This is a genomic window from Ruegeria sp. CF4, from assembly GCF_056537345.1.
This window is the reverse complement of record NZ_JBQFRJ010000001.1, coordinates 250,938-273,887: the sequence shown is the minus strand read 5'-3', so window position 1 is coordinate 273,887 and position 22,950 is coordinate 250,938. Positions and strand designations below refer to the sequence as shown.

At 57.6% G+C, this 22,950-nt stretch carries 25 protein-coding genes and 1 tRNA gene; 12 read left to right on the top strand and 14 right to left on the bottom strand.

Going from position 1 to position 22,950, the window contains the following annotated elements:
• Nucleotides 1–19 precede the first annotated feature (19 nt).
• Together ACR0NF_RS01325 and ACR0NF_RS01320 are read right to left on the bottom strand one after the other, a co-directional pair.
• Nucleotides 20–1,960 carry a type I secretion protein gene (locus ACR0NF_RS01325; RefSeq protein WP_480777641.1) on the bottom strand — a complete coding sequence of 647 codons (1,941 nt, stop codon included), beginning with the start codon at nt 1,958–1,960 and terminating at the stop codon, nt 20–22.
• Between the two features lie 131 nt (nt 1,961–2,091).
• The gene (locus tag ACR0NF_RS01320) at nt 2,092–4,488 is read right to left on the bottom strand and encodes a beta strand repeat-containing protein (RefSeq protein ID WP_480777640.1); all 2,397 of its coding nucleotides are present in this window, start codon (nt 4,486–4,488) and stop codon (nt 2,092–2,094) included.
• 611 nt (nt 4,489–5,099) lie between these two features.
• Here ACR0NF_RS01320 and ACR0NF_RS01315 point away from each other — a divergent pair.
• Both ACR0NF_RS01315 and ACR0NF_RS01310 read left to right on the top strand, forming a co-directional pair.
• The gene (locus tag ACR0NF_RS01315) at nt 5,100–5,861 is read left to right on the top strand and encodes a helix-turn-helix transcriptional regulator (RefSeq protein WP_480469276.1); all 762 of its coding nucleotides are present in this window, start codon (nt 5,100–5,102) and stop codon (nt 5,859–5,861) included.
• Nucleotides 5,845–6,351 carry a hypothetical protein gene (locus tag ACR0NF_RS01310; protein ID WP_480469275.1) on the top strand — a complete coding sequence of 169 codons (507 nt, stop codon included), beginning with the start codon at nt 5,845–5,847 and terminating at the stop codon, nt 6,349–6,351. The genes ACR0NF_RS01315 and ACR0NF_RS01310 overlap by 17 nt, the downstream gene beginning before the upstream one ends.
• Nucleotides 6,352–7,468: 1,117 nt before the next feature.
• Here ACR0NF_RS01310 and ACR0NF_RS01305 read toward each other — a convergent pair.
• Nucleotides 7,469–7,544 (bottom strand) — tRNA-Thr (locus tag ACR0NF_RS01305).
• Between the two features lie 181 nt (nt 7,545–7,725).
• Here ACR0NF_RS01305 and ACR0NF_RS01300 point away from each other — a divergent pair.
• Nucleotides 7,726–8,601 carry a hypothetical protein gene (locus tag ACR0NF_RS01300; RefSeq protein ID WP_480469266.1) on the top strand — a complete coding sequence of 292 codons (876 nt, stop codon included), beginning with the start codon at nt 7,726–7,728 and terminating at the stop codon, nt 8,599–8,601.
• 9 nt (nt 8,602–8,610) lie between these two features.
• Here ACR0NF_RS01300 and ACR0NF_RS01295 read toward each other — a convergent pair whose 3' ends face one another.
• Nucleotides 8,611–8,877, bottom strand: coding sequence for a DUF2312 domain-containing protein (locus ACR0NF_RS01295; protein WP_480469265.1), 267 nt, complete (start codon nt 8,875–8,877; stop codon nt 8,611–8,613).
• A gap of 163 nt (nt 8,878–9,040) precedes the next feature.
• Between ACR0NF_RS01295 and ACR0NF_RS01290 the strand changes: the two genes are divergently transcribed.
• The gene (locus ACR0NF_RS01290) at nt 9,041–9,259 is read left to right on the top strand and encodes a hypothetical protein (protein WP_480469264.1); all 219 of its coding nucleotides are present in this window, start codon (nt 9,041–9,043) and stop codon (nt 9,257–9,259) included.
• Between the two features lie 9 nt (nt 9,260–9,268).
• Here the strand turns inward: ACR0NF_RS01290 and ACR0NF_RS01285 are convergent, their stop codons facing one another.
• Nucleotides 9,269–9,484: a hypothetical protein gene (locus ACR0NF_RS01285; RefSeq protein ID WP_480469263.1), complete on the bottom strand. Its 216-nt coding sequence runs from the start codon at nt 9,482–9,484 to the stop codon at nt 9,269–9,271.
• Nucleotides 9,485–9,726: 242 nt separating this feature from the next.
• Between ACR0NF_RS01285 and ACR0NF_RS01280 the strand changes: the two genes are divergently transcribed.
• Genes ACR0NF_RS01280 through ACR0NF_RS01265 form a run of 4 tightly spaced genes read left to right on the top strand, consistent with a single transcriptional unit; the run spans nt 9,727 to nt 11,913 of the window.
• Nucleotides 9,727–10,590: an MBL fold metallo-hydrolase gene (locus ACR0NF_RS01280; RefSeq protein ID WP_480469262.1), complete on the top strand. Its 864-nt coding sequence runs from the start codon at nt 9,727–9,729 to the stop codon at nt 10,588–10,590.
• Between the two features lie 25 nt (nt 10,591–10,615).
• Nucleotides 10,616–11,044 (top strand): YeeE/YedE family protein, encoded by a 429-nt coding sequence (locus ACR0NF_RS01275; protein WP_480657171.1) that lies wholly within the window; start codon nt 10,616–10,618, stop codon nt 11,042–11,044.
• Entirely contained in the window at nt 11,044–11,475 is a 432-nt protein-coding gene (locus ACR0NF_RS01270) for a DUF6691 family protein (RefSeq protein ID WP_480657170.1), read from the top strand. Before ACR0NF_RS01275 ends, ACR0NF_RS01270 begins: the two co-directional genes overlap by 1 nt.
• 9 nt (nt 11,476–11,484) lie before the next feature.
• Nucleotides 11,485–11,913 carry a protein tyrosine phosphatase family protein gene (locus ACR0NF_RS01265; RefSeq protein ID WP_480657169.1) on the top strand — a complete coding sequence of 143 codons (429 nt, stop codon included), beginning with the start codon at nt 11,485–11,487 and terminating at the stop codon, nt 11,911–11,913.
• A gap of 13 nt (nt 11,914–11,926) precedes the next feature.
• Here the strand turns inward: ACR0NF_RS01265 and ACR0NF_RS01260 are convergent, their stop codons facing one another.
• The 5 genes from ACR0NF_RS01260 to ACR0NF_RS01240 all read right to left on the bottom strand — a co-directional run bounded on the left by ACR0NF_RS01260 (nt 11,927) and on the right by ACR0NF_RS01240 (nt 17,839).
• The gene (locus ACR0NF_RS01260; RefSeq protein ID WP_480777639.1) at nt 11,927–13,021 is read right to left on the bottom strand and encodes a FliM/FliN family flagellar motor switch protein; all 1,095 of its coding nucleotides are present in this window, start codon (nt 13,019–13,021) and stop codon (nt 11,927–11,929) included.
• Between the two features lie 77 nt (nt 13,022–13,098).
• Nucleotides 13,099–15,780 carry an ATP-binding protein gene (locus ACR0NF_RS01255; RefSeq protein ID WP_480657167.1) on the bottom strand — a complete coding sequence of 894 codons (2,682 nt, stop codon included), beginning with the start codon at nt 15,778–15,780 and terminating at the stop codon, nt 13,099–13,101.
• Nucleotides 15,768–16,088, bottom strand: coding sequence for a hypothetical protein (locus ACR0NF_RS01250; protein ID WP_480777638.1), 321 nt, complete (start codon nt 16,086–16,088; stop codon nt 15,768–15,770). The genes ACR0NF_RS01255 and ACR0NF_RS01250 overlap by 13 nt, the downstream gene beginning before the upstream one ends.
• Nucleotides 16,085–16,465, bottom strand: coding sequence for a response regulator transcription factor (locus ACR0NF_RS01245; RefSeq protein ID WP_480469255.1), 381 nt, complete (start codon nt 16,463–16,465; stop codon nt 16,085–16,087). Before ACR0NF_RS01245 ends, ACR0NF_RS01250 begins: the two co-directional genes overlap by 4 nt.
• Before the next feature lie 78 nt (nt 16,466–16,543).
• Nucleotides 16,544–17,839, bottom strand: a complete 1,296-nt coding sequence (locus ACR0NF_RS01240) for a short-chain fatty acyl-CoA regulator family protein (RefSeq protein WP_480777637.1) — start codon at nt 17,837–17,839, stop codon at nt 16,544–16,546.
• 175 nt (nt 17,840–18,014) lie between these two features.
• Between ACR0NF_RS01240 and ACR0NF_RS01235 the strand changes: the two genes are divergently transcribed.
• From ACR0NF_RS01235 to aat, 4 genes are all read left to right on the top strand, one after another.
• Complete coding sequence (locus ACR0NF_RS01235; protein ID WP_480469253.1) at nt 18,015–18,551, top strand: helix-turn-helix transcriptional regulator; 537 nt, start codon at nt 18,015–18,017, stop codon at nt 18,549–18,551.
• Nucleotides 18,552–18,701: 150 nt separating this feature from the next.
• Complete coding sequence (gene accB / locus ACR0NF_RS01230; RefSeq protein WP_480469252.1) at nt 18,702–19,199, top strand: acetyl-CoA carboxylase biotin carboxyl carrier protein; 498 nt, start codon at nt 18,702–18,704, stop codon at nt 19,197–19,199.
• Nucleotides 19,200–19,208: 9 nt separating this feature from the next.
• Complete coding sequence (accC, locus tag ACR0NF_RS01225; RefSeq protein ID WP_480469251.1) at nt 19,209–20,558, top strand: acetyl-CoA carboxylase biotin carboxylase subunit; 1,350 nt, start codon at nt 19,209–19,211, stop codon at nt 20,556–20,558.
• Between the two features lie 48 nt (nt 20,559–20,606).
• The gene (gene aat, locus ACR0NF_RS01220) at nt 20,607–21,239 is read left to right on the top strand and encodes a leucyl/phenylalanyl-tRNA--protein transferase (RefSeq protein ID WP_480469250.1); all 633 of its coding nucleotides are present in this window, start codon (nt 20,607–20,609) and stop codon (nt 21,237–21,239) included.
• On the opposite strand, the gene ACR0NF_RS01215 is transcribed toward aat, so the two are convergent.
• The 4 genes from ACR0NF_RS01215 to ACR0NF_RS01200 all read right to left on the bottom strand — a co-directional run bounded on the left by ACR0NF_RS01215 (nt 21,203) and on the right by ACR0NF_RS01200 (nt 22,847).
• A complete protein-coding gene (locus ACR0NF_RS01215; RefSeq protein WP_480469249.1) occupies nt 21,203–21,562 on the bottom strand; it encodes a DUF2155 domain-containing protein in 360 nt (119 codons plus the stop codon). The genes aat and ACR0NF_RS01215 overlap by 37 nt on opposite strands.
• Nucleotides 21,559–22,011: an outer membrane lipid asymmetry maintenance protein MlaD gene (gene mlaD / locus ACR0NF_RS01210; protein WP_480469248.1), complete on the bottom strand. Its 453-nt coding sequence runs from the start codon at nt 22,009–22,011 to the stop codon at nt 21,559–21,561. The genes ACR0NF_RS01215 and mlaD overlap by 4 nt, the downstream gene beginning before the upstream one ends.
• A gap of 10 nt (nt 22,012–22,021) precedes the next feature.
• Nucleotides 22,022–22,405 carry an NADH:ubiquinone oxidoreductase subunit NDUFA12 gene (locus ACR0NF_RS01205; RefSeq protein WP_480469247.1) on the bottom strand — a complete coding sequence of 128 codons (384 nt, stop codon included), beginning with the start codon at nt 22,403–22,405 and terminating at the stop codon, nt 22,022–22,024.
• A 79-nt stretch (nt 22,406–22,484) separates the two neighbouring features.
• Nucleotides 22,485–22,847 (bottom strand): RidA family protein, encoded by a 363-nt coding sequence (locus ACR0NF_RS01200; RefSeq protein WP_480469246.1) that lies wholly within the window; start codon nt 22,845–22,847, stop codon nt 22,485–22,487.
• Between the last annotated feature and the right edge of the window lie 103 nt (nt 22,848–22,950).

The window sequence follows — 22,950 nt, the reverse complement described above, 5'->3', positions numbered from 1 at the left end:
CTCGTAATGTACAGAAAACTCAGGCCAACATGGTTTGCAGGCCATCCGAAGCATTCGCCATCTCGCTTGGCGTCAGATCATTGCCATTTGGCCCGATCTCAGCACCATGGCCCGGCATCCCCATCTCATCCATCAGGGCGGCAATCGCCTCATTGGTCATTTCAGAGATTTCCTCGTTTGTGGGCATGTCCATCAGGCTGGCCTGATGCAAGAGCAGATCCGAATATGATCCGTCCTGAGCCATCACCACCGAGTCGACCCCGGCCTTGGTTATGTTCGCCGCGTTCAGCAGAGCATTGCTGCCCGCGATCACCTCAGTCTCATCGGCGTTCGGGCCGCTCAGATGTACGTCATCCTGATCCGCGAGCATGGTCGACTGTTCCACAACGTTCAGCTGAACCAGTGAACCGTCCACCTTCAGGACACGCATCTGTTCCATCCCCGCAAACATCGGATCGTTCATCAGCGCATCTTCCAACGCTTCCATGTCCGATTCCTTCAGCGCCATGGCCTCAGCCATCGGCGCCTGCATCAGTTCATGGGTGTCTTCCCCTTCCGTGAGCAGTGAGACTTCGTTCATCACGAGGTTTTCATCCGAACCGCCCAGCGGTTCAGGCAGGCCGCCGGTCACAATGTCATCGTCCATCAGCACCAGCGTTTGAACGAATGCATCGACCGAGATCATGTCTCCGTCGATCATGACCAGATCATAGTAGCTGCCCAATTGCAGGATGTTGGTCACGTCGACCAATTCATTGTCGCCCATCGCGTATAGCGTGGTCGAGGCAGAGATCTCAGTTTCAATATGGTCGATATCTGTGGCATCGATCGTCTGTTTGACGAAATTCGCCACGATCAGATCACCGTGAATCCAATCGACGTGCACAAGACCCGGTGCATCCTCGCCGCCTTCCGAAACCCAATAGGCGGCGTTTCCTTCGACCTCAATCGATGAGGATTGCACGACTTTTGTACCGGATTCGCCCTTGGTACCTTCATCCATGTCAGAAACGACGGCGACCTGGCTGACCATGGTCAGTTCAATCGACTTACCGCCAACCGCAATGTAGGGCGCATCGACCCAGGCGACTGTGGCGGAAACTGCATTGATGGCCAGATTGCCACCTACAATCACTTCATGACCGTCGGAAAATTCCGGATTTGCATCCTGATCCCACTCTACCGGGTACGGATCGGGGGATGCATCTTCTTCCTCGTCCTCTGGCTGATGATGTGCGGGCAGAAGATCCTCCCAAACCGGCGCTTCATCCACGTACTCGCCGTTGACGATCACGCCCATCGCGTCTTCGCCGTGGAATTGATAGACAACTGCACCTTCGACCTCGGCATGGACCGGAGCCAGCATCTGTTCGGCCATGTCTTCGACATATTCGACAGAGAGGTAATCCGAGATTGCAAAGGAGAGGCTCGAGAAGGCGTGCATCGACATCGCGATCTCCATTGCCGCTTCGGCCAAAGCCGTCAGCTGCTCGGGATCGCGGAAGTCGCCTTCACCGACGACGTCGTTGTCGCGTAAAAAGATCGACTGGAACGTATAGGTCACAGCCGATCCGATCAGCTCGGTCACAAGCTGGGGTTCAAGAATGATAACGGCCTGAGCAGCCTCGGCCATTGCGGCATCAGGCAACGGTGAGCCGGGCGCAGGCGGTGGTGGCAGAGCGACCACTGTCTGAAGCGCCGGGCCCTCGACGTCAGGTGGCAACTCAGGATTAGGAGGAGGCGTGTTGATCAGATAGGACAGTGGGCCATACTTACCCGGATCCAGATCCAATTCCGCTTTGACTCTGATTTTGATGGGGTCTTCCAGTTCTTCCAGCTCGGCCTTGCGGCGCATCGCGGTGAACTCTTCGTACTGATCCCTCAGGCGGGCTTGCTCAATCGTAAGATCAAAAGTTCCAATAAAGTGTGCAATCTTTTCGGTAACACTATCGAATGACATTTCGATGACCCCTAACTCCGTCACCGGCAGGAAATTTCCGGCTCTGGATTTGCTGGGCCGAGGCCGCATCATGCGGCCCCGGCGTTTTCATTTGTGCGGGGGCCAGTAATGCGGCCCCCGAGACTTGCGCCTTACACGTCGGTGTCGTCGCTCGAGTAGCTCGAGGTCATCGAACCACCAACCATGGTCGTATCGACCGAGTTACCAAGCACGTTGGCACCCTGAACGATCGACTGGTTGAAGGCCGATGTGTCGACGACGGCCGCTGCAGAAGCATAGGACTCACCGTTGACGATACCGTCACCGCCATTGTCCGAACCCCAGCTGCCGGCGTTACCGCCTGCACCGCCAGCGCCGGAATAGGCACCCGAAGCTTCGCCACCGGTGTTTGTCGCACCTGTGGTTGCACCACCGGTCGAGGTACCCATGACGTCACCGCTGGTTCCGCCAGTTGCAGCGGCAGCACCACCTGCGCCACCTGCGCCAGATGTCGCGGTACCTGTTCCGCTACCGGTACCAGTCGATGTCGCGTCATTGTCGGACATAGCATCGCCACCGTATCCGGCAATCGCTTCGGCCAGGCTTTCTGCATAGCCGTCATTGGCTGCATCTGCCCAGGAGTCGGCCGCGCCACCGTTTCCGGCTTCGTTGGTCGCATCCGCAGATCCCGCACCGCTACCGGCCGAGCTTGCGTCCGGGTTGGCCGTTCCGCCGTCACCACCAGTACCTTCAGCGGTTGACGTACCGGTACCATCGGCATCAGCCGAACCGTTGGAATTGTTGGTGCCACCAGCACCACCAGATCCGTCCGGAGCTTGCCAGTTCGAGGTCATGCCGTCGATATCGCCAGGTGTCTGCGCGATCACTGGTCCGGCTGCAGTCTGGTCACCAACGCCACTTGCGTCGGCATCCGCGTCGGCCTGACCGCCACCTTGGCCACCGTCACCGGAACCACCGGAACCGTTGCCACCGTCGCCGTCGCCGCCAGGACCGTTACCGCCGTCACCGGCACCACCAGATCCGTCACCGCCGGGTCCGTTTCCACCTGTACCGTTGGCATCACCTGTCGAAACACCAGCTGCGGCAGATTCTTCTTCGCCCTCTTCTTCTTCATCGCCGGGCTCTTCGACCAACGGCGCAACACGCAGGAATGGCACGGTTTCTTCAATTACACCCGTGTTCCCACCGGTACCCGGACCACCTGATCCGTCACCACCAGGCCCATTTCCACCGTCGCCAGAACCACCGTTTCCGTTACCGCCGTCGCCCTGGCCGCCATCACCCTGGCCACCATTGCCGTTGCCACCGGACCCGTCATTGGCACCCAGCGCGCCTGCGCCTGCCAGACCAAGGCCGATATTGCCGCCAGCCGATGAATCATTGGCTTCGTTGGTACCTTCACTGGTGTTGTCGGCGTTACCGCTGGTTTGCGCGTCGCCATCTCCACCATCAGCATTACCGTTCGAAGCGTCGGTTCCCGCCAGTCCCAGACCAGCTGCAAGCGAACCAGAGGCGTTGTCACCACCGCCCGCGTCGCCTTCGGCATTAGATCCGGCAAGTCCCAGACCCAGACCCAGACCAATCGATCCGGCGTTACCGCCTTCACCACCGGTGGATTCTGCATTGGAACCCGCTACGCCAAGATTGACTGCACCGGAATCGTTATCGGCGTTTCCACCGTTTCCGCCCGCGCTGTTGCCATCAGCATGCGCACCTGACAATCCAAGACCAACGCTGGTATTATTGGCGTTACCAGAAGCGGCACCATTACCGCCGGATGCCGTACCATCGGCATGTCCGGAATGACCACCAAGGGCCAGTGAATGGCTGCCATTGGTGTCGCCATATGCGTCACCGCCATAGCTCATGCCGCCATCACCCGAGTCACCGCCGTCGGTATTTACGTCGATACCGTCTTCGGCATAGGCCTCACCGCCATTTGCGTCGCCGCTCTGGGTGAAGTCACCCGAGTTCACTACGCTTGCGCTGCCCAGAGAGTCATTGTCGTTCAGACTCGCATACTGGCTGTTGATTGATGCGAAGTCATTTCCGGGGCCGCTCAGATCGATATCGATGTTGATATCGTCGCCCGGATCATAATTCACATCGTCGCCCGCGGTGATCACGTCACCAACATCGCCTTCTACATCTTTGATGTCGACGTCAACTTTGTCGTCATCACGCGGGATCCACTCACCGCCCGAGAAATCAATGTCGACCGATGCGTTGTTGTTGTTGGTGTTACTGTCGTCACCACCATTTGACTGCGAGTTGCTGTCGTTACCACCGTTGGTGTTACTGTCGTTGCCACCGTTGGTGTTGCTGTCGTTACCACCGTTGGTGTTGCTATCGTCGCCACCGTTGGTGTTGCTGTCATCACCTTGTTGCTGCTGCTGCTGTTGCTGCTGAGCGTTAATGTCTTCAACCGACAGTTCTACTTCTTCTTCTGACGATGGTTCATCTACAACAGGGTCCTGATCATCGATAATCTCTTGGACGTCCGCTACAGGAGCTAGTCTGCGTTCCATAATAAATTCCACTTTTACTGAAGCACCGGACCGCCATTCATCTACAAAGCGGCTACAGGCGCGGTTGAAACAGATTTCACGCACAGAGCGTCACAACGGACGCTTATGCGGCAGTTCTGGTCTTCTGTCTGGTCAGTCCCCCTTTCTCGGCCCAGCCGATTCCATGTCCACGGGGATGTCGTTGAAATAAACGGGCCGCAGGCATGCCAGGTTCAATGAAACTTCGCCAATTGAAGCAGGGTCATGTTTGCAGCGATGCGAGGGTGTGCATAGCTGGCCGAAAGCATTAAATGTGGCAACTCTTTGTTAAAAAAGTGGTTTTTTAAGAAACTGCCTTTAGAAAGGGCAAACCTTGTGGGGAATGAAGAACATTTTTGCGCTTTGAAGAATTCACTGTTTTATTTCAGAAAGTTACAGACAAATTTCGAAACTCCGACCTGATCAAAAGTTCTATAACAGCGCCTCAATTTCCCGCGTTCCCTTGCTGAAATTCGTACTTTCAGCTATGATCAAATGATAATTTGACTATTTACGTTACCGTTTCGCGCCGGCTGAACCTGCACCCAATTTCAATTCCAGCGGCTGGCGCTTTTATTAGTGGGGGAAGGACAGTGAATATCTCATTGCAAGATGACTCACGTGGTCAGATTGAATACCCTGAAGAACTTTCGATCGCATTTATTGGCAAGGAACTGTTTTATTCCAACCAAACCCTGAGAAGTGTTCAGAACGAATTTGGCGTGCGCGCAGCACGCTACGAGAACCTGGATTCGCTCCTGGCGGAAAACGAAGCGAACTCGCCCGCCGAACGTATCATCGTCGTGGACCAGATGATGATTGAGGATCTCTTATCCCGCCCCGCCGAATATACAAAACTGGCCGAGGCCGGGTGTCTGGCTTTCGCCTATCGCAAGAAAAGCCCGGCCCGCTTTCTGTTCGAACACTGGGACCGCGCGCGGTTTGGCAATATCGGATATCTACCGATGAATGTCGCCCCAGACGTATGGCGCGCAATTTTACGTCTGCTGATGCATGAAGAGTTACACCTGCCCTGTTTCCTGGCCGACAGCATGGCCGCCTTGCAAGACGCGGCAAATGCGCCGATCGAAAAGCAGCCTGCTACCCGGACCCGATCACCCGAGAAACTGCTGCTCTATGCCAAACTCACCCGCCGGGAAAAACAGGTGCTGAGACAGGTCGCTCAGGGCAAAAGCAACAAGGCCATCGCTGCCAAACTGGGTATAACCGAGCATACTGTGAAGCTGCATATGCATAACGTCTCGGGCAAGATCGACGTCAGCAACCGAACAGCTGCGGCGCATTTTTATTTCGAGGTCGCGCCCAATGAGGCGCGCAATGCCCCTGTTGGATGAAGCCTTCGAAACCCGGTTTGACCGGCTTATCCTTCTGGTGGGCCGGTTGAACTATATGTGGACGAACACGGAAAGCCTGCTGATCCATCTGATCGCGGGGTTGACCGGATCCAACAAGGACGTGGCCGTCATCATCTTTCTGACCCTGAACACGACTCGCGCCCGCATCGATCTTGTCGAGCGCCTAGCGAAGATGGAGGGCCGCCCCGCTGAAATACGCGATCCGATCCTCAAACATACCCAGCGCCTGTCGCGCCTGTCGTCGGTCCGGAACAAATACAATCACTGCATCTATTCGTTCGACCAGGAAAGCGGCAACCCCAAGACCATCCTGATGCGCATCGCCGACCGCAAGACCGATATCAAGCTGGGGCGCGAAGATACGGTGGATGACGAGGCCATGAAAGAGATCGAGGACGTGGTCGCACAACTCTCTACAGCGAACAATGACATCTGGAACCTGATCAAGCGACTCGGGTTCCCTGTCTGAGCATTACCGGCCATCAGATCCCCCATGGGCGTCACGAAAAAGAAGGGCGCGCTTTTGTACAGCGCGCCCAATAAAAAGGGAGGATTATGAAAAACATAACGTCCGAAACAAAAGAGACGTTCACTCGTTAACATCTCGTTTATGAAAGATTTTATTGAACCGATCAGTGATGCAGTTCACATCCACGGCATATTTTCTCACAAAAATGAAAATCGCACTCTAGGATGACGCCAGATGCAAAGCCGCCAGGATAACCTGACGCTTACTCACATAAGGACATAATCAACTGCCAAAGATAAGGCAGGCTGGGCAATTCCAGAGTCCGATAAGCCAGCATGCTCACGGCCAACCCGATCAGACTAAAAGAGGTAACGAATACGGCCTGCAGGACGACGACCCAGGGATCGTAGGTTCGGAAGCATCGCTCCAGTTTGGAGCCAGCGATGATGTGGTCTGACAGCATTTTATCTGACTGCTCAATCTTGGTGCATGGTTCACTTTTGTTGATTGTATCCATCGAACTTTGACCCGGCTGCGACAGGAATAAGGCGATTTCACCCTAAGTCCGACCTCTGGCGCACCAAAGCCCGCCATGCAGTTCTGGGGCCATGTAAGCAAGAAACTGCACCATACGCGAAGCAGCGGCGGCTATCTGCCAACCTCGACCAGAGACTGCCATAAGGACAACCTCAATTTCAGTATTCAATCGTAGTTGCTAATGGGCCTTCAACGGGCAGCTATCACCATTCCGCTTCCCCAAAGAGAGAGGGGCTGGCCAAGACCCCCTCATCCAGCCCCTCACACCACCTCCACTCTCTACCATTTGTGAGACGGTGGGTTTCTCCCCTTAGGGCACCCATTTCGGGCACGTGGTGATTATATCACATCTTGATCCATTTGTCTGTCCACTGAATCTGGGGATATAAATCCAAGCGGCTTAAACCGCAGATCAGACCCGGGTTGTGATGTAGTGTTCACTATGAGTTATCGATGTGCTTGATCTTAATATGGAGAGCCATTCGCGCCTTACTGATGTGCGTGTCTACGCGTGTCTTGTCCAATACGTAAAGCGCATCAAACCAAGGAATAAGGGCAGAAGGGAGGACTTGGCTAGAAGTGGTGCCCCCACACGGACTCGAACCGCGGACCTACTGATTACAAATCAGTTGCTCTACCAGCTGAGCTATAGGGGCACTGGGAGCCGATTAATGCCTTGGGCCAGCGACTGCAAGTGCGAATTTTTGCGTGATCTTAATACGCGACTGCTTTTCTGCCGGTTCATCAGAAAATCAACCTTCAGAATAGCAATTTGACTGCGTCGAAGGCAGGCTGTAACCCAACTGGCACGACCGGACGGATGGAGGGAACAAATCGATGCAAGTGGCCATCCACGCCGGAGCGCACTTTACTGACCAGGGCACTCTGCTCAAGCTGCTCCAGACAAATGCAAAGGCCATAGGACAGCATGGCGCGGCGTATTGGGGTGGCCGAGCTTACAAAAACACGTTCAAACCGGCTTTGGGACCGGTTGGCGACAGGCCGCCTGCCGAAATAACGCTCGGAAGATTTCGGAAAATCGTCCCGAAAGCGCGTGAGATTAACCGCGCCGTGCTGTCCAGTACAGAATATATCGGCGAACGAACAACCGCCTTAATGGACGGGCAGTTCTATTCGCAGGCCGGGAAACGGTTGGCGCTGCTCGATCAGCTTTTTGCGGAAGATACGGTCGAGCTATTTGTCGGATTGCGCAATCCCGGCAGCTATATTCCGAAGGTTTTGATGTCACTCTCCCCAGCTGAACGGGAAGGCATCCTACGATCAACCGACCTGAGCTGCCTGAGCTGGCTCACTATGATCGAAGATGTGCGCGACTTGGCGCCTGATGTGAAGATAACGCTTTGGAGCAATGAAGATTCCCCGTTGATCTGGGGTGATCTCGCTCGGATGCTGGCGGGATTGCCCGAAGATACGCCACTGGAATCGGAGTATGAGTTTTTGTCGTCTCTCTTGTCCGCTGCTGGAAAACAGGAACTTCAGCAATTGACAGGACAGGGCCTACTGCCCAACGACGCCGGTCTGAAAGCCGAACTGGCGAAGATCTTTCAGGAACACGCACAAATCGAAGCGATCGAGGAAGAAGTTGAGCTGACCGGCTGGGATCAGGGTATCGTCAGCGCCTTTACAGAGCTCTATGAACAGGATCTGGCACGATTGCAAAGCATGCCAGATATCCGGTTCATTAAACCCTGAAGGCGCGCGCTACATGCCAAGCGCTTCTTTATACATTTCAAGCACCGCTTCCTCTTCAGCGATGTCGTCCTTGTCACGCTTGCGTAGTGCGATGACCTTGCGCATCACTTTAGTGTCGTAGCCGCGCGCCTTGGCTTCGGCCATGACCTCTTTCTGCTGATCCGCTATGTCTTTCTTTTCAGCCTCCAGACGTTCGAACCGTTCGACGAACTGGCGCAGCTCACCTGCTGTCACGCGGTAGTTGGCTGCGGCCTGATCTTCGGTGATATCTTCCATCTGTGTGTCTCCCAAGGGCTGAAAATGATACCGGATCACCGGGCAGTTTGCCGGATACATCGCCGTCCGCCCGACCGCAAGCTTGCTTTCTATATGGCAGGCTTGTCTGGCGTTCTTTGATCCGCTAAGCGCGGTCTCAGTTCAGAAGGGTGGTTAAGATACCATGTTCGACATGATCGTCTGGGGCGGAGCCGCCCTATCGCTGGCCGGGTTGCTCGGCCTTGTCTGGTGTATCCTGCGTGTGATGAAGGCGCGCAAATCCGGCCTTACGGATGACGAGTTGCGCGCAGCGGTTCAGGCAGTTCTGCCCTGGAACCTTGCGTCATTATTCCTGTCCGTTATCGGTTTGATGCTGGTCATCCTCGGGATTTCCTTTGGGTGACCACTCCGGTCAGACCGGCATATTGTCAAACCGCGCTTCCAGCGCATCCTCGACCAGCGCCGCGTCAAGCCGCCGCAGCCGCGACGGTATCTGAACGCCCCGCGCGCGCATCTTGTCCAACACTTCGCTGACACAAGGTTGCAGTTCCAGCCGCGTGTCCAGACATGCACCGTGAAGCTTTTGTTCAAGACGTTCCGCTTCGGTGTAGAGATCCTGAGCAGTCATTTGCGTCCTCCCACTAAATGCCAGTCTGCCTCATTTACGTAACAGAAATAAGATCAGCATGAGACTCGATCAACGTATCGCAAATTCTTGCCAAGACCCTGCAAAAAATTGGCGATACGCCGCAGGTCGCTTAAAGGATATACAAACAACAGACGGTTTGCCTTGACAGACATCAAATCGTGATTTGGAACTTGCATCATATTCCACTATTACTATATGTACTGAAACCCTCGGAGGAACTCATGACGCCTATTGTGAAAGCCTTTTTCGATCCTCAGACCTTCACCGTGTCATACGTCGTGCAAGAACCCGAAGGTCAAGCCTGCGCCATTATCGACAGCGTGTTGGATTTTGATCATGCTTCCGGGCGCACCGATACAGCCTCGGCGGATCAAATCGTGGAGTATGTCCGAGAGAACGGGCTGAAGGTCGAGTGGATCTTGGAGAGCCATGTTCACGCCGACCATCTCTCGGCCGCACCTTACCTTCAGGAGAGATTGGGCGGGAAAATCGGGATTGGCGAGAACATCGTTGTTGTGCAGGACACATTTGGCAAAGTGTTCAACGAAGGGACCGAATTCCAGCGGGATGGCAGCCAGTTCGACGCGCTGTTTTCCGAAGGCGACAGCTTTCACATCGGGCAGATGCGCGGGGACGTTCTGCACACGCCCGGGCATACGCCTGCTTGCATGACCTACGTCATCGGCGATGCCGCCTTCGTGGGGGACACGCTATTCATGCCTGATTTCGGAACCGCGCGCTGCGATTTTCCGGGCGGATCGTCGGCCGACCTTTATGCCTCGATCCAGAAGATCCTGTCCTTACCGGATGAAACACGCATCTATGTCGGGCATGACTACAAGGCCCCAGGCCGGGATGAGTATGCATGGGAGACCACGGTGGGCGAGCAGAAGGCGCTGAACATCCATATTGGTCAGGGCCGCAGCGTCGAGGAATTCGTCGAGATGCGCGACGCCCGTGACGCAACACTTGCGATGCCACGCCTTATCCTGCCGTCATTGCAGGTGAATATGCGGGCTGGGCAGATGCCGCCAGCGGATGAAAAGGGCGACGTCTTCATGAAGATCCCGGTCAACAAACTTTGACACATGAAAGTAAGAGGAATCGACCATGATGATTGAATGGGTCTGGGGTCTGGTCGGAGGGCTTCTGATCGGACTAGGCGCCGCCGTTTATCTTCTTTGCAACGGTCGCATCATGGGCGCGAGCGGCATCCTTGGCGGGTTGCTCGAACGCAATGACCGCAGCGTGATCACTGAGCGACTGGCATTCCTGGCCGGGCTGATCCTGATGCCGTTTCTGCTGCGCCCGCTGATCGTGCCGCAGTCGCAGACCCATCTGACGGGTGACATGGCCATCGTAATCATGGCTGGCCTGTTGGTAGGTGTTGGCACCCGCATCGCCAATGGCTGCACGTCGGGACACGGGGTTTGCGGCATTTCTCGGTTTTCGCTTCGGGGTATCGTGGCAACCGTTTTCTATATTCTGGCGGGCGGGCTGACCGTTGTTCTGTTTCGCCATACTTTGGGGGTTATCTGATGCGCGGACTGTTTGCTTTCCTCGCAGGGTCTCTGTTTGGTACGGGTCTTTTGATTTCAGGCATGACCGACACCACCAAGGTGCAGGGCTGGCTGGATGTGTTCGGCAATTGGGACCCGACGCTTGCCTTTGTCATGGGCGGAGCGATCCTGCCAATGCTGGTCGCGTGGCGGCTGACACGAAGCGGGGCCCCGATGGTTGGCGGCACCTTCCCCGCCCCGCCGCGGGTGGAGCTTGATCGCCGTCTCGTTGTCGGTTCGGTACTGTTCGGTGTTGGTTGGGGGCTAGCGGGTTTGTGCCCGGGTCCAGCCATGGCGTCGCTGAGTTATGGCGGTGCTGGCGGAATTGTGTTCCTGATTGCGATGATCGCAGGCATGTTTGCGGCCCCGAAGGTGGGGGCACAACTGGACAGGATCGCAAACGCGGCCTAAGCAATTGCCATGGAGATTCGACCGATTACCCCCCGCTACGCCGTCTCGCCTCAGATCACGGTTGAGGACGTGCCAGCCATCGCCGCTGCAGGATTTGTCAAGGTGATCTGCAACCGACCCAATTCCGAGGTGCCGCCGGATCAGCAATCCGATGCAATCGGTCAGGCCGTGCGCGACGCCGGGCTGGAGTACGAGGTGTTGGAATTGACGCACCAAACAATGACGCCCGAAAATGTCGCCCGTCAGCGCGATATGGCTGAGAATTGCAGCGGACCTGTCCTGGCGTATTGCGCCTCGGGAACGCGGTGTTCGGTGGTCTGGGCGTTTGGGCAATGCGACCGGCTGAGCACGGATGACATTCTCGATGCCACCAGCAAGGCAGGCTACGCGCTGGATAACCTGCGTCCCGCGCTGAACCAGATGAGAGACCAGAGCTGACGCTTCAGCTCGTTTAATCAGACCTCGGAAGACCTGCGAGCTGCGAAATCTCTGAGATCATTTGCTTGGAATCGGTGAGTAGCAATTCACCGGCATCGTCATCAACGCCGATCGACGTGAGATTACTCAAACCCTCGGTCAGTCCGATTTCAGATGCCGTCGAGATATCTTGTCCACCCGCGTTGTCAGTTCGAGGCTGGCTGGGCAGAAACGGTTGCGGCTCTGAATAGGTCAAGGCCGTGGAGGCGCGGTGTTCGTTGATTCGAACTGCCCGCATTCCGCCGCACTGCCCCAACCGCCCTATCGCCATCCGCCCCCGCTCGATCGTTGTAATCTGAACCTTATCCAGCTTTGCCACGCTCAGCGGAAGAACATCCCCCACGTCCAGTTCAGACAGGCTGGTCAGCGGTAGGGACATGCGACAGAGCACGGCATTCAACTCGGCCCGCATCACGCCGGAGGCCTGCTGTAGCCTCAGGCCCGGAGTGTTTTCCTGCTCAGCCTGTTCCTTTTCAGACTGCGGAGGGTCAGGCAGCAGAATGCAAATCTCACCCTGCCGCGCACCACCGGCAAGCTCGACCGTCAGTTCTACAACACGGTATCTGTCATACGTCATCGCAAGCAGCAGCGCCTGCACATCCTCGGACCGCGAGGCATATTCATACCCCGAAAGACTGATACGATCCGCCGGCCCGTCAACAAGACCGCGCGCACGGTCCAACATATCCTCGAACAATGGCGCGGTCATTGCCGCATCGGTCTCGGTAAAGACGCGTTCAGACGGAGGGTCGGATGTGACCATCCCGATTGTTTGCTGCTGGACAATGGCCGAAACACATCCCGGATCCAGACACACCGCTGTCGCACCTGCCTGCTCGGATAGAAAAAGCAACAACAGCCAGCTGTCTTGCAGTCTTTCGGCCAACTCGGGCTGCGCGCGCTTGGCATGCTTTGCCCCGATCACCGACAAGCCCAGCCCCAGCCCATCGCCTGCAGCGCGCGCCAACCCGAGCCGCAAGGCACGCAGGATCGAACGGGGCGGCTCAGCCACGCTGTCCTGTCCTGTCGAAAGCTTGCGCGCCAATGCTGGGTTGGCCTGAACTGTCATCGCCCGAATCCACCGTTTGTCGATGTTGCGACCCTTGGTGTAGCCCGGCGGGCGTTACGAATGTCTTTATATCATCGTCATTGTGCCGCCTGCCGATAAGCCAGCGGTAGGCTGACCCGGAATGCTGCACCGCCCTGCCCAGGCAGATAAGCCACCTCGCCTCCAAGGCGCTGCATGATCTCGCGACAAATCGCCAGGCCCAGCCCGGCCCCGCCTGCCTTGTCGGAACCGACGCGGGCGAATTTCTCGAACACCATCGATTGCGCCTCGAACGGGATACCACTGCCATTGTCGATGAAATCGATCACCACTTGGCCGCCCACATCATGAGCGGAAATGGTCAGCACCGGCTCGGCCGCGTTGCAATATTTCTGCGCGTTCGAGATCAGGTTGATAAACACCTGCCCCAGACGGTCCAGATCCGTGTGGAGCTGAATCCGCTCGGACGGGCGCACACGTTTCACCGCCAGTTTCCGTTCGCCACCCGTAAGCGCGCTCGAAACAGCGCGATCCAGCACCTGGCTCAGCGTCGCCTCACCCATGTTCAGACTGACCTGACCACTTTCCAATACGCTCAGGTCCAGCAGGTCATCCAAAAGGCGTGTCAGACGCAGCGCTTCATCATGAATGATCGCCGCGTAACGGGTCTGCTCGGCATCACTCAAACCATCAGTGTCGCGCATGATCTCAGAAAACGCCCGGATCGAGGTCATCGGGGTTCGCAATTCGTGACTGACCTGGCTGAGAAACGCATCTTTCTGCATCGATACTTGAGTCAGCTTTGCGTTCGCCTCGCGCAATTGCCGTGCAGTACGGCTCAGCTCGGCCGACTTCACCTCGAGCTGGCCGGAATACTCAAGCAACTGCGCAGATTCGTCGGCCACGGCCAGCAGGTCCTCGACCGAAACCGACGCGCCGCCGACAATCTGCCCGATCATGGCATGCGCGGTTGCGGCACCGACCGAACCGCTCAATTCGCGCTCAAGACGCTCCAGAAATTGCGGCGTAGGTTCAGGCAAACGACCGGGGCGGCCCTTTTGCCGCGCAACCTCGGCCTGAAAAAACTCCTGCGCAGGCAACGTTCCCAGAATACGCTGGGTCATGATCATCAGATCTTCGCTCTGCGCCACTGATCCGGTCCATCCGCGCGGTGCGGCGGAATGATCGAAGACGTTGACGAACTGTGCCCCCTGAAGGCGTTCGAGCGGACTGGGAAAACTCAGCATCGAGGCAACGCAGAAGGCGATCGTATTCAGCGACAGGGACCACATCACAGTATGCACCATCGGATCGATCCCCTCGATCCCGAACAAGGCTTGCGGGCGCAGCCAACCCCAGCCGAAGGGGCCGTTCTCAATTACCGAAGGTGCGATGATTCCTCCGCCCATGCCCGGCAACAGCAACGTGTAAATCCAAAGGAAGAAGCCGACGCTCAGTCCGACCAGAGCCCCTGTTCGCGTCGCCCCGCGCCAAAACAATCCCCCCACAAGGGCCGGCAAAATCTGCGAAATCCCGGCAAAAGCCACCAACCCGATTGAGGCCAGCGCCGCACCGCCTCCGGACAGGCGATAGTAAAAATAACCCAGCGCCATAATCGCTGCGATTGATACCCGCCGGGCCATCAGCACGATCGTGCGCACATCGCCTGAAACCGAACCCGCCCCCTCATGCGTATTCAGCCAGATCGGCATGACCACATGGTTCGAAACCATCGTCGACAACGCCATGGCGGTCACGATCACCATCGAAGTAGCAGATGAGAAGCCGCCGATAAAGGAGAGCATCGCCAGCCAGTCATTGCCTTGTGACAGGGGCACCGTCAGTACGAACAGGTCCGGGTTCGACCCCTCCGGCAGCAAGTCCAGACCGACCACGGCAATCGGCACCACAAAGAGGCTCATCAACAGCAGATACAGCGGAAAGGCCCAGGCCGCGGTGCGCAGATGGCTTTCGTCATCGTTTTCGACAACCATCACCTGGAACATCCGCGGCAGACAGACAAAGGCCGCAGCCGACAGGAAGATGAAGGTGGTCCACCGCCCGGCATCCACTCTCCACTGACCGATTTCCGATGCATCAATTCGATCCATCATCGGGCCGATTCCACCGGCGATACCCCACACGACGAAGATACCAACCGCCAGCAAGGCAAACAGTTTGACCACCGACTCCAATGCGATGGCCGTGACAACGCCGTGGTGCCGCTCGTTGGCGTCCAGGTTTCGCGTGCCGAACAGGATCGCAAACACTGCAAGCCCAGTGGCCACCCAGAACACGCTGGAGCCTTCGCGATAGAGGCCGGTCGGATCTGCCTCGGCAAAGATCGAAAACGACAGCGTGATAGACTGCAGCTGCAACGCGATATACGGAGTGCCCCCCAGAACCGCCAGAATGGTCACGCAAACCGCCAGCGTGTTCGACTTGCCATAGCGCGACGAGATCAAGTCAGCGATCGAGGTCACCCGCTGGCTGCGTCCGATCCGCACCAGCTTGCGCAGACCCCACCACCAACTCACCATCACCAGCGTCGGACCCAGATAGATGGTGACGAACTCAAGCCCCGACCGCGCGGCATTGCCGACGGCTCCATAGAACGTCCAGGCCGTGCAGTAGATCGACAGCGATAACGTGTAGATCAGTGGTGAACGCAACCACTTCCCGCCTCCGCGCGCAGCAAGCCGGTCGGCGGCAAAGGCCACGCCGAACAACAACACGACATAGCCCAGACAGACCAGTATCAGGACGTTCAGCGTTGCCATAGCTCGGCCCCGGATTCGGCTTTCTCACGCGCGGCCATACGACGGGCTGCAAAACCGAAAATCAGGCTGATCAGGATCAGAACACCCCAGCACGCAAAGATGTAGAACATCGCTGACGACAGCGACAGCGCATCGGTTTCACCATTGCTGTCAGGCCAGAGCAACGGAAGGGCCAGCAATGCCGCCCCCAGAAACGGCAACAGGCGCGCCGCGTCAGCCAGTCTGCGGCGGCGATAGCTTTGACGCTCCAGAAAAAGCGACGGTCGAACCGGACCGCCAGAGTCCTCACCCTCGTCCGAGGGGTTCATGATCGCGAGGCCTGCGCGTGCAGATCACGCACAGCTGTCAGAACCTCGGTATTCGAGAACGGCTTGGTCATGAAACGGCTGACCCCGGCCTGCTCTGCCATCTCGCGGTCGCGGGATTGCCCGCGCGCGGTCAGCATCAGAACCGGCAGGCCCTGCATCTCATCGTGCTCGCGCAGATCACGCAATATCTCCATGCCGTTTTTGCCCGGCAGCATCACATCCAGAATGACCAGATCGGGCCGGGCCGCCAGCACGACCTGCACTGCATTCGTGCCCTCGGCATGGGTCTCGACCTGCCAACCCTCGCGCGTCAGCAGAAACCGGATCGCTTCGGTGATGTTGGGCTCATCCTCGATCAGCAGAACCTTACGGCTCATATTTGCAATTCCTCCCCATGACCGGTCGCACGTCCGGCCACCTGTCTAAAACAGCTTAAGCGTTCTGCCCGGAAACTGTCAAAACCCTTCGCGCAGGATCGAAGGCTCACGCCGTGCATGGCAATCACGTTTCGGGCAAATTCGGCAACTTGCCCCCACTTGCGCCGCACCTTCAGCGGGTTGCACAGAACCTTCTACCGGCAGAACCAGCATGATTGACCGATATACGGGCTCATCCCCGAACGCTGCGACAGGTTGGGGCCAGGCGATTGCGATGCACTCAAACTCAGCTGCCGTTCGACCCAGTTGCACTACACGTCTGCGAATCGGGACCAGAGGGCGATTCAACGCGCTAAACAAGGGCCAGAGCGGGCACGCTTCGCCGTGACGCGGCAGCCCGAACCCCTGGGTGGGCTTGTAAAACAAAACACTGCCCGAAGTATCGCAGATGACCAGCCCGGCAGGGCGTGCCAGCACGCCTTCGGGCAAGGACGCCAGCCGTCGTAGCGCCGTAGGCAAATCAACAGAAAAGGCCGCCGCAAGGGCCAGCGGATCAGGGTTTGTCGGATCCAACGCGGCCTCAACCTGATCAAGCGGCATGGCACGCGCGTCTGCGGCATAAAGGTCCAGAAGCTTGGTCGCCACCGTTCTGGCGGCGGACGACTCCAGCTTGTCCAACGCCACATCAACGCCTTTCCCTCCTGTCTCAATCTCAGGAAAGTTAAAGCCCCGCTCAGCAAAGAAAGCCTCGACCGCGTCTAGCGGAATACCCCTTAAGTCGCCCTGCTCCTGACTGTCATCCAGATAGGCCACCAGTGCCTTGGAGCTTTCGGCCAATCGTTCCGCATCCTGATGGAGATTGCTGTGAAAGCGGTCCTGCCACTCGGCCTCGATGTCGCCGGGTTCGGCCAGAATGGCGGCGGTGGATCGGATCGCGGCAGCGGTCGACAGCACCTCATGCATCGAAGCGGCCAGATGCGGGTCATGGGTCAGCCGGTCCGAGAGTGTTTCCACCGTCCGCTCCAGCGAAACCACGCGGCGGTGCATCTGCGCCAAAACCCCGGACCAGCCGGGAAAACGTCCGGCAAATTCCTCAAGCGCATCCAATTCCGCCTGCTGGCCCAGCGCGTCCGCCGCAGCCTCGCGCAGCGCCGCGATCAGCGTAGCCTCAATCCCCTGTGTCAGCAGCGACGGTTCAACCGACAGAGCCGAGGCAATATCGACCAGCAGCTTGCCCCCGATCCGGCGGCGATTGTGTTCAATCAGGTTCAGATAAGAGGCCGAAATTCCAACCTGCCGCGCCAGTTCGGCCTGCCGCAATCCCGAAATCTGCCGCCTTTCGCGTATCCGGCTGCCTGTCAGAGTGTCTCGCATCGCTGCTGGACCTTTGGGATCGTCGCTATGGTTTTCAGAATTAGTCTATAATTTTTAACAGTTGCCCAAGTGTTTTCAAAGCAAATTTACAAGCTTAACAAATCCAGATGTCTAGAATCGGGGAAACCTGTTGCCTCCCCTTCTCTTTCAGCACAATACGCGTCACCATAGGTATATGAGCGATCCCGCCTTCGAATACGCCCCCATCGGCCTTGTCGAGCTTGAAAACCGGATCATCCGACGTTGCAATCTACAGTTCGCGCGGACCTTCGGCGGGGATGAGGCCGAGTATCGCAATATGCCTCTGCTGCACCTTTACCCATCGGTTGCTGATTGGGAACGTATCGGCGCACGCAGCCTTCAGGTAATGCGCGACACCGGATATTACACCGATGAACGGGTTATGCGCCGCCGTGATGGCGACCTGTTCTGGTGCCGCGCACGGGGGCGATCCCTCACGCCAGATGATCCTTTCCGGCATGGCATCTGGAGCTTTTCCGACATCTCTGAGGAACGTCCGCTGGTTGAACTGACCACGCGCGAGCGTGAAGTGGCGATCCTGTCGTGCCGGGGTCTCTCGGCCAAGGAAATCGGCGTCGAACTTGGGTTGAGCTATCGCACCATCGAAGCCTATCGCGCCCGGCTGCTGGAAAAATTCGGAGCCCGAAAGCTGCCAGAGCTGGTGGCCAAACTGTCAGGGATGCCCTTATGAGCGGCGCCACGTCCGAAATACGACGCAAAACCCCATAATCGAAGGCCCAAACGGCGCTTTTCATGACCGCCCGCATAGCATATAACCCAGCGTAATCAGACCAAGCCCGCAGGAAACAGACGGGCCATAGGGGAACCTTCGAGGACACTCATGACAGATACCAAACACGAAGCGGATGTGGCGTTCATCAAGGCACTGGCCGAATTGCTGCGCGAAAATGATCTGACCGAACTGCAGGTCAAACGTGAATATGGCGAAGAAGACAGCCTGAATGTCCGTGTGAGCCGTATGTCGCAGACTGTTGCCGCTCCGGTTCAGGTCGCCGTTCCAGCAGCCGCCCCCGCAGCGCCCGCTCCGGTCGCCGCCCCTGCCGCTGCCGAAGCTCCTGCCGCTGTGGATGATCCTGCCAGCCACCCCGGCGCCGTGACCTCGCCCATGGTCGGCACGGTCTATATGCAGCCCGAACCGGGCGCGCCTTCGTTTATCTCGGTTGGCGCTTCAGTGTCCGAAGGCGACACGCTGCTGATCGTCGAAGCAATGAAGACCATGAACCACATCCACGCGCCCAAATCCGGCACCATCAAACGTATCCTGGTGGGCGATGGCGACGCTGTGGAATTCGGCACGCCTCTGGTCATCGTTGAGTAAGGCGGGCCCATGTTCGACAAAATCCTGATTGCCAACCGAGGCGAGATCGCCCTGCGCGTGATCCGCGCCGCGCGCGAGATGGGGATCAAGACGGTTGCCGTGCATTCGACCGCCGACAGCGACGCGATGCATGTGCGCATGGCGGACGAATCGGTCTGCATTGGCCCTCCGCCCAGCCCGCAAAGCTATCTGTCCGTGCCCGCGATCATCTCGGCCTGTGAAATCACCGGCGCGCAGGCGATCCACCCGGGCTATGGCTTCCTGTCCGAAAATGCCGAGTTCGTGCAGATCGTCGAAGATCACGGCATCACCTTCATTGGCCCCACCGCAGAACATATTCGCGTCATGGGTGACAAGATCACCGCCAAGGACACCATGAAGGAACTGGGTGTGCCCTGCGTTCCCGGCTCCGATGGCGGCGTTCCGACTCTGGAAGACGCCAAGCGCATCGGTGAGGAATTCGGCTATCCCGTTATCATCAAAGCCACCGCCGGTGGCGGCGGCCGTGGCATGAAAGTCGCGATGAGCGCCGACGAGATGGAAAGCGCTTTCATGACCGCGCGCGCCGAGGGCAAGGCTGCCTTTGGCAATGACGAGGTCTATATCGAGAAATACCTCACCACGCCGCGCCATATCGAGATTCAGGTCTTTGGCGATGGCAAAGGCAAGGCGGTTCACTTGGGTGAACGCGACTGTTCGCTGCAGCGCCGCCACCAGAAGGTGTTCGAAGAGGCCCCTGGCCCCTGCATCACCCCGGAAGAACGCGCCAAGATCGGTAAGGTCTGTGCGGATGCGGTTGCCAAAATCAACTATATCGGCGCGGGCACCATCGAGTTCCTGTACGAAAATGGCGAGTTCTATTTCATCGAAATGAACACCCGCCTACAGGTGGAACACCCCGTGACCGAAGGCATCTTTGGCGTCGATCTGGTGCGCGAACAAATCCTTGTCGCCGCTGGTGAGGATATGTCGTTTGGTCAGGACGATCTTGAGATCAATGGCCACGCCATCGAAGTACGGATCAACGCTGAGAAGCTGCCAAATTTCTCGCCCTGCCCCGGCAAGATCACTGCGTATCACGCTCCGGGCGGTCTGGGGGTTCGGATGGATTCAGCACTCTATGACGGCTATTCGATCCCGCCCTACTACGACTCGCTGATTGCCAAGCTGATCGTGCAGGGCCGTGACCGGGCCGAGGCGCTGGCACGTTTGGAACGCGCATTGGGCGAACTGATCGTCGACGGCATCGACACCACTGTTCCCCTGTTCCACGCGCTGCTGCAGGAACCCGATCTACACAGCGGTGACTACAACATCCACTGGCTGGAGCACTGGCTTGCGGAGAATATGGCCCAATAAGAACACGGGATCGGAAGGTTACGGCCTTCCGGTCCCAGGGCATCCAGCATGAGCCTTTCCCCCGAACTTCTGCTGCACGGCTATTCCATCGGTATCTTTCCGATGGCCGAACACCGTGATGACCCCGAACTTTTCTGGGTCGACCCGAAGTTCCGAGGCGTTTTTCCTTTGGACGGTTTCCACATCTCGCGCAGTCTGGCCCGCCGTCTGCGAACCTGCGGATTCACCATCAGCATCAATCGCGACTTTGCAGGCGTGGTAGAGGGTTGCGCTGACCGGGCGGACACTTGGATCAACCCGGAACTGCGTCGGCTTTACGACGAATTGCATAAGACCGGCCACGCCCACTCTCTCGAAGTCTGGGACGCAGATCGCCTGGTTGGCGGTGTCTATGGCGTGGTTTTAGGCGCGGCCTTCTTTGGTGAAAGCATGTTTTCGCGTCGCACCGATGCGTCCAAGATCGCATTGGCCTATCTGGTGGACCGCTTGCGGCAAACTGGATTTGTCCTGTTCGACACGCAGTTTCTGACCGCACATCTCGCCTCGCTGGGCGCCATCGAAATACCGCGCGCAGCCTATCATAGCGAATTAAAGCAAGCGCTTGAGGTCAGCGCGGATTTCACTGCTGATCTAAAGCAGCGACCTCAGGGGGTCATACAGCGGATCACCCAGACATCGTAACGCGCATGATCCAGCGCATTCAGCGCCGGTGAAGTTGCGATCATCCAGCCATCAAACAATTGCTGCGCCTTGCCCTGCTCCCAAATCGTGAGATAGGCAAACGCGTCCCCGGTCGGGTTCTCGGCCGGATAACGGCAATCGCCCAAAGCGACGTCCAACCCGAACACACTCTCTGTCTGCCCGTTCCGCACCTCGACATCCACGGTCTGACCGCTGACCTTATCAAGCCCGCGCAACATCGCGCCCGGTCCGGACTCAACCTTTTGCTGGGCCGAGGCGACACTGGTCGACAGCAGAACAGCCATCAGAGCCATACGCATCATTCGCTACCGTCCCCGGCCACGAATTTCACCAGCAACGAGATCAGGCTGACCGCACCCTGCGTATCCGTAATCTCATCACCCGCCTCGAAATAAAACGGGGACCCACCGGGCATCACTTCAACAAAGTTCCCGCCCAGCAAACCCTCGGAGGAAATCACAATCGCGCTGTCATCGGGGATGAGAATTCCATCCGCCACAGAGAAACGTGTATCGGCCCGGTAGGTATCAGAGTTCAGGGTCACGTCGGTTACTGTCCCGATCTTCACGCCCGCAAGCCGCACGTCTGTACCGACACCCACGCCCTCGAGCGAGCGGAACGACGCGCCCAACTCATAACCAACGCGGGTTTGAGACAGGCCTGTGGACTGGCTTGCGTAGACGCCAAACGCGATGGCACAGGCGAGCACGACCCCGCCGACAATAACTTCGGTCTTGGTATGAGTAGACATCTGGCCTCGCCTATTCCGGGCTCCACGCCTCGTAATCGCTGCGTTCAACCGGGTCAGGACGACGCAAAGACCCCGCAGGGGTGTAAGCCAGCGCGGTTCCGGTCAGATTCTCCTGATGCGGTTTTTCCCAGGACTTATGCGCCAGCGGCTTGTCCGTTGGTGGCTCATCCCAGGTACGGTGCAGCCAGCCATGCCAGTCGGGATCAATCCGGCTTGCCTCAGCCTCGCCATTGAAAATCACCCAGCGCTTGCTGTCATCAGCGGTGCGATAGAACACGTTGCCTTCGTTGTCTTCACCGACTTTGACACCTTTCCGCGAGGTATAGATCTGCGTGTTCAGAGTGGCCCCGTTCCACCAGGTCACGGCCCGCAAAAGACTGTTCAGGATTCCCATCGGCTGCCTCCGGCATTTCTGTCTCCGCAGATATGGACCAAAGGCTCGCCAAGGTCCAGTGCAACGGAGCTTGTCTGCGTCAATCCGGCAAAATCGCGGTCACTTCGATTTCGATCCGGTACTTCGGGTCGATCAAACCGCATTCAATCATCGTCGCTGCAGGCGGATTTGCACCGAACGTCTCGGCCAACACAGGCCAACAAGGCGCAAATTCGGTGCGATCTGGCAGCATATAGGTCACACGCACCACGTTCGAGAATGAAGTGCCCGCCTCCTCTAAGGCGTTCCCGATGATATCAAGGGCGGACCGGCATTGTTCGACAACAGTGTCACCCTGCCCGACTGTGCCTGCGACATGTACCCAACCACCGGCGACAACTGCCCGGCAATAGCCTGCCTTAACCTCGAACTCACCACCTGAAGATATGCGCCTGATTGTCATTCGAGCCCTCTCAGAAACCAATTGCCGTTTGGCATAATCGTCGAAAATGCGAGGCTCTGCCTCGCGCTCCGGGATATATTCGGCCAGATGAAGGACGGATCCC